Source organism: Nocardia cyriacigeorgica (assembly GCF_010868145.1).
GTDB classification, from domain to species: Bacteria; Actinomycetota; Actinomycetes; order Mycobacteriales; family Mycobacteriaceae; genus Nocardia; species Nocardia cyriacigeorgica_D.
The window spans coordinates 257,735-266,234 of the sequence record NZ_JAAGUY010000002.1 but is presented as its reverse complement, the minus strand read 5'-3'; the positions used below and the strand labels follow the sequence as shown (position 1 = coordinate 266,234).

Here is an 8,500-nt window from a genome sequence, read left to right as displayed (position 1 = left end):
TTTGCAGCGGGTGTTCTACGGCTGGGCGCAGGTGTGGCGCACGAAGGCTCGTCCGGAGGAGGCCATCCGCAGGCTGGCCACCGACCCGCATTCCCCGCCGCTGTTTTGTCGTCACTACCAGATCTTGACGCGCTCTTCCGGCTCCAGGTACAGGGCATCACCCGGCTGGATATCGAAGGCTTCATGGAAGGCGTCGATATTGCGGACCACCGCGTTGCAGCGGAACTCCGGCGGCGAATGCGGGTCGGTGGCCAGCCTGCGGATGGCCTCCTCCGGACGAGCCTTCGTGCGCCACACCTGCGCCCAGCCGTAGAACACCCGCTGCAAACCGGACAACCCGTCGATGACGGGTGGCTCGCCGCCGTCGAGGGAGATCCGGTATGCCGCCAACGCGATCGAGAGGCCGCCGAGGTCGCCGATGTTCTCGCCAATCGTGAACTCACCGTTGACGGTGTGCTCGTCCGCGAGATCCTTCGGTGACAGCACTCCGTACTGGTCGATCAATGCCTTTGTGCGCTTGGCGAATTCGGAGCGGTCGGCATCGGTCCACCAGTCGACCATATTGCCGTCGCCGTCGTACTTGGCGCCCTGATCGTCGAAGCCGTGGCCGATCTCGTGCCCGATCACCGCGCCGATACCGCCGTAGTTGGCGGCATCGTCGGCATTCATATCGAAGAACGGCGGCTGCAGAATCGCTGCGGGGAAGACGATTTCGTTCATGCCGGGGTTGTAGTAGGCGTTGACCGTCTGCGGCGTCATATGCCATTCGTCCCGGTCGACCGGGCCGCCCAGCTTGTTCAGATCACGGTCGACTTCGAAGGCGTACCCGCGCCGGTAGTTGCCGACCAGATCGTCGGCGGCGATCTCCAGCGCCGAATAGTCGCGCCAACGGTCGGGGTAGCCGATCTTCGGAGTGAACTTGTCCAGCTTGGCCAGCGCGGCGGTCCTGGTGTCGGGTCCCATCCACTCGAGCTCGGAGATATTCCGGCGGTAGGCCTCCCGCAGGTTCTCCACCAGCTCGACCATCCGCTCCTTGGCCGCGGGCGGAAAGTGCTGCTCCACATACAGTTTGCCGACCGCCTCGCCGAGCAGATCCTGCACCAGCGAGACCGCCCGCTTCCAGCGCTCCCGATTCTCCTCGGCGCCGGTGAGGGTGCGGCCGTAGAAGTCGAAGCTCTCATCCACCAGCGGATCGGTGAGATAAGCGGCGCGCGAACGCAATACCCGCCACATCGCCCACGCCTGCCAATCGGCAGGCGATTCCTGCTCCCAGGTGCGTGCGAAGACGCCGAGGTAGTCGGGCTGGCGGACGACCAGCTCGGCGAACAGTTCGCCGGAATCCTTGGCCGCGGTCTCCGAAAGGGCGGCCGACCAAGCGTGCCAATCGAATTCGGGATGTTCGGCGGCCAGTTCGGCGAAGGTCCGCAGGTTGTAGCTCAGTTCGGCCTCGCGGCGGCGCACCACATCCCAATGCCCGGCGGCAAGCTTGCGTTCGAGCTCGAACACCCGTTGGCCGACGGGTTCGGAGGGCAGCAGCCCGGCAATGGCCTCGTCGGCAGACGCGAGGGCGAACATGCGGTCGATATGGGCGATATAGGCCGTGCGGATCGCGTCGAATTCGTCTTGACGGTAGTAGGACTCGTCGGGCAACCCGATACCGGACTGGGTGAGATTCACCAGGTAGCGCTGGGAATCCTTATCGTCGGTGTCGACGTACACCGCGAGCGCGCCGCCGACGCCGGTGCGTTGCAGCCTGCCGAGCAGTGCGGCGAACGCGGTCCGATCGGCGACCTCGCCGATCGCCGACAGTTCACCCGTGATCGGCACGAGCCCGGCGGCGGACACCCGTTCGGTATCCATGAAACTCGCGTACAGGTCGGCGACCTTGCGGCCTTCGGTGCCCGGTGCACCGCCCGCCTGCTGAATGATGGCCTGGACATCGAGTTCGGCCTGGTCGTAGAGCGTACGGAAGGCGCCGTCGACGGCACGGTCGGCCGGAATCTCATACGACTGCAGCCAGGCGCCGTTGACGTGCGCGAACAGGTCGTCCTGCACCCGAACGCCCGGGTCGAGGTAGGACAGGTCGATACCGGAGGGACTGGTCAGTTCGGAGGTCACGACCACCAGTATGCCGGTGGGCGTGACCTCCGTGGGGTGACGTTCAAGCGGGCAGGATGATGCGGTCGAACTCGCCGTCGGTGGCGCCGGCGAGGAATGCCTCCCACTCCTCGGGGGTGTAGGTGAGGGTGGTGGCGCCGTGGCCGAGCCTGGTGTGGCCGTCCTCGGCAGTGTGCACGGTCAGGACGCTGGTGGTGTGCCCTCGTCCGGAGACGGTGTCGATGAATGCGGTCCATTCGCATGCGGTGACGGTGATGACGGGCTCTTCGTCGGAGCGATTGGCCGGGTTGCGGCGATATTTGCTGTCACGGATGAGCACCGCATCACCATCGAACCGAACCTCGACACATTGGTTCCCGTTGTTGGATCTGCTCGATGTGAACCAGCCGCTGGCATGCGGCCGGTACTTCGCGGTGATGGCCATGTGCCGCATTTTACCCGACCGCATACCGCCTGAGCAGGGATAATGACTCCTCTCGCGGCAATGATTGCTCGAGTGCGCGGACATAGGCGAAGCTCAGATCTCGTACCTGCTCCGGATCGTCGACGGCGCCGCCGAACACGGCACCCTCGGCCCAACCGAAGGTCGGCACCTGCTCACCGGCGAAGTCGATCAGATGGAAACTCGACCCGCCGAGCACCGCGCCCGCAGGCGCGGTGAACGGGATGACGCGCACCTCGAGGGTGTCGAGTGCGGTCATCAGATCGACCAGATGACGCAGCTGGGCTCGCAGCACATCCGGACCGCCGGTCTCCTGACGCAGGGTGCCTTCCCCGACGACGGCGGTCAGCTCCACCGGATCGGGTCCACGCAGCCGCTGTTGCCTGTGCATGCGTATCGCCACGAGCTGCTCCACCTGCACCGGCCGGATCATGACATCGGCGCTGATCAGTGCCCTGGCGTAATCCTCGGTTTGCAGTAGTCCCGGCACCACCGAGCTGTCGTAGCTGCGGATGCTCTGCGCGCCGTATTCCATACCGTAGAGCCGCTGCAGTTCGGGGCCGATCAGCGCCGACGACTTCGCCCACCAGCCGCGCTGCTTACTCGCGCGCAGCAGATTCAGTAGTTCGGCGCGTTCCTCGGGATCCACTTCGAGCAGGTCGAGCACCGGGCCGATGGTGTTGGCGGTCAGCACCCGCCTGCCCTTCTCCACATGCGACCAGTTGGCAGGGGTGAAGCCGACCTGCCTTGCGAATCCGGCCGAATCGAAGCCGCGCTGTTCGCGCAGCTCACGGAGCCGCAGCACCAATTCCCAGCGGGCAACTGTCGGTGAAACGGGTGCCATGGCTGCCGATGCTACGCCCGCGGAAGTCATCGGCGTGTGACTATTGTCAGGGCTGGTGGTCGGGTCTACTGTCGGAGTCAGCGGTCGATCCCTTCCTGCACGAGATCCACCAGCGCCGAGGCGAGGTTCGTCATGAGTACGTCCCGCACTGATTCCGAACCGGGCAGTTATCCCGCGTCCGATCCGCCGCTCAATTTCCTCGCGGTCCAGGACGCCATTGCCCGCTGCCGCAGCTACCGCAAAGAACACGGCCTGTTCGCCATCGTCGACCAGACGCTCGGCCGCATCATGCTCGAGATCGGGGCGGTCGGGGCAGTCGCCATGCCCACCGCGCTCGGCAAGCAGGTGCACGATCGGCTCGACAGCCGAGGCATGCGTAATGGGCCGATCGTCGCCCATCCGCGCTCGTCACGCTGGACCTTCCTGACCGAGCCGATCGACAACTCGTATCTGGACACCGAGCTGTTCGCGGACCTGTTCCGCGAATGCGCGTCGGTGGCATTGCCCGGCAGCCAGATCGTGCTGCCGTCACCGGCCGATGAGCACAGCGGCTACCGGGTCTGGATCAACCCGCCCGAACGCGACTACCGGCCCGAGTTCGGCGACGTCGTCGCCGCGACCCGGGCCGTCGCGATCAGGGCGCAGGAGTCGGGGTGACCGTCACGCCGAGCTTGTCCTCTAGCCGCTGGTTGAACTCCGATTCGCACCGGTCGATCTCGGCCTGATCGTTGCCTGCCTTGGTCACGCAGTCGTAGAAGTCGGTGACGCCGGCGTCTTCGGCGAACCCCCAGTAGATGATTCCCGCGATGACAGCGCCGATGATCGCGAGCACACCGAGGATGAGCCCGATCCAGGCCATGACGGCGCTGCCGGCTGTTCCTCGCATCGCCTTGATCACCGCGATGACACCGAAGACCACGGCGAACACCCCGAACAGCACACCGCCGAATACCGACCAGAAGGACACAGCGGCCAGGATGCCGAGTACCAGCGCCGTGATCGCCAGGCCTTTGCGCTGCGGCGACTCCTGCCAGTACTCGGGCTGACCCGGGTACTGACCGGACGGAGGGGGCGGGTAATTACCGGGAGGAGGCGGATACTGCGACATGGAGGTCCTCTCGAGCGGTGGCCGCTGGTCGGTGGGTCCGGCGTCGGTTGATCGTGTCTGCCGCCCCACAATGTTAATGGCGCACCGGCCCTACCGGCGGCTACGGACCGCCAAGGCGCGCGTGCATCTCCCAGACCAGCACCTCCGAGGGCGTCCTTGCGGTGATTCGCTGGCCGCCCGAGCGGGTCATCCGCACTGCGTCACCCTCGTACAGCGCACCCACACCCTCCATGTCGACCTCGCCACGCGCGACGAAGACGTGCAGGTACAGCGCGTCGGGCAATTCGAATACCGAATCCGAACTGCCGGGCTCGGTGGCCGCGAGCCGGGCCACGTGCAGCGCGGAATGGCTGCTGTTGATGGCGATGGCGGTGCGGTCGCGGTAGCGGGGCAGCCCGGACGCCACGGTGATCAGGCCGCCCGCCGACAGCTGGTCGTCGATCTCCAGCTGCTGATAGCCCGGGTCCACACCCGGTTCGTCGGGCAACACCCACATCTGGACGAAATGGACCGGCTCGTCGTGTTCGGGGCGGTTACCGTCCAGCCGCCAGGAATCGTTCTTCTCCGAATGCATAATTCCGGTGCCAGCACTCATCCGCTGGGCGAGACCTGGATAGATGATTCCGCTGTGGCCGAGGGAATCCTGATGCACCAGACTGCCGCCGAGCACCCAGGTCACGATCTCCATATCCCTATGCGGATGCGTTTCAAAGCCCTGACCTGGAAGAACTATATCCTCGTTATTAACCAGCAACAGCCCGTGATGAGTGTTATCGGGGTCGTAGTGCTGTCCGAACGAGAACGAGTGTTTCGAATCGAGCCACGAAATTCGCGTTTTCATGCGATCGCCGCCGCGATGGACATCAATATGTGGAGTCGTGAGTGTTGACATCGCGGTCCTCCTCTCGGGCCCTGGCACCATCGCCTTTCCGGTCGAAGTACCACGCCGCGACCGCGGGCTCGCGATACTCCATATTCATAATCGGGCGCAGCCGGACGAAGTCCGACCTCAGCCTGCGCATGGCCGCAGCGAATGCGGAGGTACGCCTAGTAAATTGTCTGCACTCGGCATTTTACGCGAGCGACCAGCGGATGAACGGTAGGTGAGCAGTACCGGCCGATCTGTCGAATCGGTGCGGTGGCGTAACAGAATGTGCCCCAACGGAACCGGAGGGATGGGCCGGATGCGACCGGAAACACTCGCACGCGTCGAGCGGCAGCTCCGCTCCGAGGCGCAGCGCGACGGGATCACCGACTTCGTGGTCGGTGTCGCGGTATTTCGCGAACAGAAACTGCTTGTCGTGCGACGCGTGCCCGACGACTATCACGGCGGTATGTACGAACTACCTGGTGGCGGCGTCGAATCCGGGGAAACGTTCGCCGACGGTGTCGCCAGGGAACTGCTCGAGGAAACCGGTCTGCGGGTTCGCGCGATCACCGACTTCCTCGGCAGCTTCGACTACGCCACCAGAACCAAGCCGCGGGTCCGCAAATTCGCTTTCGTTGTGGAAACCGAACCGGGCCAGGTCGAACTGGCACCGGGTGAACACGACGCCTATGCCTGGATCGACGCCGCCGCACTCGCCGATCTCCCCATGGCGCCGGATATGCGCCAAACGGTGAGTTCGCTGGTCAGCACCGGAATTCGCTGATCCGGCCCGACCAGCCGCGAGCGGCACCACACGCAATCGGAAATATGCGCGCGGACCGCGACGGGTAGCGTCACGGCCGTGTCCAGCGCTCGCCCCGACAACCGCCACGCGGCGGACGAATCCGGCGAACCACCGGTCACACCCGACACGGCCCCGATGACGGCGCGAGAGAAGGCCAGGGCGTTTCGGATCGCCGTGCGGGAGAGCCCCGGTGTGGCGCGGCTGGCCCTGGTCCGGTTCACCGGCCAATTCGGTGACGGCATGTTCCAGGCGGCGCTTTCCGGCGCGATCCTGTTCAACCCCGAACGCGAAACCGATCCGCTGGCCATCGCGGCCGGGTTCGCGGTACTGCTGCTGCCCTATTCGTTCATCGGTCCCTACGCGGGCGCGCTGCTGGACCGCTGGGATCGGCGTGCTGTGCTGCTGGTGGCGAACGTGCTGCGTGCGGTGCTGATCGCGGTGGTGAGTATCGGCCTGCTGGCGGGGATCGGGGAGACGCCGCTGTTGCTGCTCGCGCTGGCCGTTGTCGGGATCAGCCGCTTCGTCATGGCCGGGGTGTCGGCCGCACTGCCGCGAGTGCTGGAGCAACGCTGGCTGGTGCCGACCAACTCGGTACTTGCCACCGTCGCCTCGGGATGTGCCGGGGTGGGTGCGGCGGCCTCGGTCGCGGTCATCGGGCTGATCGGTGCGGGGGATACCGGGTCGGCGGTCGCGGTCGCGGCCAGCGCCGTCGGATCAGTGGCAGGCGCGCTGCTGGCGACGGGTTTCGCACCGCGTGCGCTCGGCCCCGAGGCAGGTGCGGCCGCGCGGACCGGGGCGGTGCGCGCGATCGCCACCGGATTGCGCACCGGAGCCCTTGCGGTCTGGGAATCGGTGCAGGTCACCACCGCCATGATCGGGATCGGCACCCATCGGATCGTGTTCGGGGTGAACACGCTGACCATGGTGCTGGTGCTGCGGCAGGCACCCTCGGACGGCTCCGGGGTGGATAGTGGGCTGATCGGTTTCGGAGTGGCGATCGCCGCGACGGCGAGCGGAATGCTGGTGGCCGCGGTGGTCGCACCGGTGCTGATTCCGCGGCTGGGCAGACCGCGCACGGTGGTTGTCGGCCTGGTGACCGCGACGGTGGTGCAGTTGCTGCTTGTCACACCCATCGCGGTGGCCGAGGCGGGCGATGCCGCGCGGCGGGCGCATCAATTACTGCTGGCCGGGGCGTTCCTGTTCGGGCTGGCCGGCCAGACCATCAAACTCACCGGTGACGCGGCGATGCAGATCGACATCGACGACACCCGCCGCGGCCAGGTCTTCGCCCTCCAGGACACCGTATTCAATGTGGCGTTCGTGCTGGCCATCGCACTGGCGGCACTCGTGGTCCCCGCCGACGGCCGATCGCTACCGGTGGTGTCGGCCGGGGCCGCCATCTACGGCGCGGGAATCGTGGCCATCGCACTGAATACCCGCAGGGGACGCGCGGCCCGAGCCGAATAGCCCGGTATCCAGGCGGATCGGCTCGACTCCGCGCATCGCCCCCTCGAAACGTCGGCGAAGTCCCGATCCGGCCCGGACCGGCTGGACGAACTGACCGATCAGGCCTGCCCGTCGGCTGCGGACCCGATCGGATCGGGCGGTCCGTGGAGTCCGAGCGACGCGTTCACCCGCATCTCGAGGTTGACCTGCACCAGCAGGCCTGCTGGAGTGCCGGGCTGCACGTCCGGCCGCGCGAACGGGTCCGCGGCTGGTGTGGGGTGCCCGCCGAACGGATCCATCGGCGGCGGCACGGGATACTCGCCCGGCTGCTCCGCGGGTGCCGGCACCCGCGGCCCGGCAAACGGATCCGCGGGCGGCGCGGGATGCGGCGGTGCGGCGTGCCAGGTAGCCGGGTCCGCGGGTGTGGCCGGAGGCGAGGATGCGTGCCCGGCGAGTGGGTCCGTAGGTGCATCGAAACCACCGGTCGCGGTGGTGATGTCGGGGGCAGGTGGGGCTTCACCTCGGACGACCCAGTCCAACGGTTCGCTGGCCGCATCGGCGGCGGAGCCGGTGATCTGGTGGTCCCAGACGCCGGTGCCGGAAGGATCGGTGAAGAAGGCGTCGAGTACGCCATCGTCGTTCAGGTCAAGGGCGGCCACATCGGCGACGCCGTCGCCCTTGGTGTCCCACATGGCGTCGTCGGTAAGTCCGTCGCCGTCGAAGTCCAGCTGCACGGCGTCCGGCGATCCGGTCAGTTCCAGATCCGCCTGCGTCGACCAGACGTCGACGGTGCCGTCGCCGGTTCCGAAGGCGTACTCGATCTCATTCATATCTGCTTGGACGCGGCTGGGGCCGATCCGGTTCCAGCT

The 8,500-nt window shown here is 66.5% G+C and carries 9 protein-coding genes and 1 pseudogene; 4 read left to right on the top strand and 6 right to left on the bottom strand.

All coding sequences use genetic code 11. The features are described from left to right. A pseudogene (locus tag GV792_RS05180) lies at positions 1-106 on the top strand (M13-type metalloendopeptidase); the annotation flags it as partial. 8 nt (positions 107-114) lie between these two features. Here the strand turns inward: GV792_RS05180 and GV792_RS05175 are convergent. From GV792_RS05175 to GV792_RS05165, 3 genes are read right to left on the bottom strand one after another with little or no spacing between them, the layout of a single operon-like run. Next, positions 115-2,127, bottom strand: a complete 2,013-nt coding sequence (locus GV792_RS05175; RefSeq protein ID WP_375154286.1) for a M13 family metallopeptidase — start codon at positions 2,125-2,127, stop codon at positions 115-117. Between the two features lie 34 nt (positions 2,128-2,161). After that, entirely contained in the window at positions 2,162-2,542 is a 381-nt protein-coding gene (locus tag GV792_RS05170) for a DUF397 domain-containing protein (RefSeq protein ID WP_163822470.1), read from the bottom strand. Positions 2,543-2,552: 10 nt separating this feature from the next. Further along, positions 2,553-3,404, bottom strand: coding sequence for a helix-turn-helix domain-containing protein (locus GV792_RS05165; RefSeq protein WP_163822469.1), 852 nt, complete (start codon positions 3,402-3,404; stop codon positions 2,553-2,555). Positions 3,405-3,536: 132 nt separating this feature from the next. On the opposite strand from GV792_RS05165, the gene GV792_RS05160 reads away from it, so the two are divergent. Further along, positions 3,537-4,061: a hypothetical protein gene (locus GV792_RS05160; protein WP_163822468.1), complete on the top strand. Its 525-nt coding sequence runs from the start codon at positions 3,537-3,539 to the stop codon at positions 4,059-4,061. Here GV792_RS05160 and GV792_RS05155 read toward each other — a convergent pair. After that, entirely contained in the window at positions 4,039-4,512 is a 474-nt protein-coding gene (locus GV792_RS05155; RefSeq protein ID WP_163822467.1) for a DUF4190 domain-containing protein, read from the bottom strand. The genes GV792_RS05160 and GV792_RS05155 overlap by 23 nt on opposite strands. Before the next feature lie 100 nt (positions 4,513-4,612). Beyond that, entirely contained in the window at positions 4,613-5,404 is a 792-nt protein-coding gene (locus GV792_RS05150) for a pirin family protein (RefSeq protein ID WP_163822466.1), read from the bottom strand. A gap of 292 nt (positions 5,405-5,696) precedes the next feature. On the opposite strand from GV792_RS05150, the gene GV792_RS05145 reads away from it, so the two are divergent. Both GV792_RS05145 and GV792_RS05140 read left to right on the top strand, forming a co-directional pair. Next, a complete protein-coding gene (locus GV792_RS05145; protein WP_163822465.1) occupies positions 5,697-6,164 on the top strand; it encodes an NUDIX hydrolase in 468 nt (155 codons plus the stop codon). Between the two features lie 156 nt (positions 6,165-6,320). Then, positions 6,321-7,652 (top strand): MFS transporter, encoded by a 1,332-nt coding sequence (locus GV792_RS05140; RefSeq protein WP_163822696.1) that lies wholly within the window; start codon positions 6,321-6,323, stop codon positions 7,650-7,652. A 98-nt stretch (positions 7,653-7,750) separates the two neighbouring features. On the opposite strand, the gene GV792_RS30050 is transcribed toward GV792_RS05140, so the two are convergent. Then, positions 7,751-8,461 (bottom strand): hypothetical protein, encoded by a 711-nt coding sequence (locus tag GV792_RS30050; RefSeq protein WP_163822464.1) that lies wholly within the window; start codon positions 8,459-8,461, stop codon positions 7,751-7,753. Between the last annotated feature and the right edge of the window lie 39 nt (positions 8,462-8,500).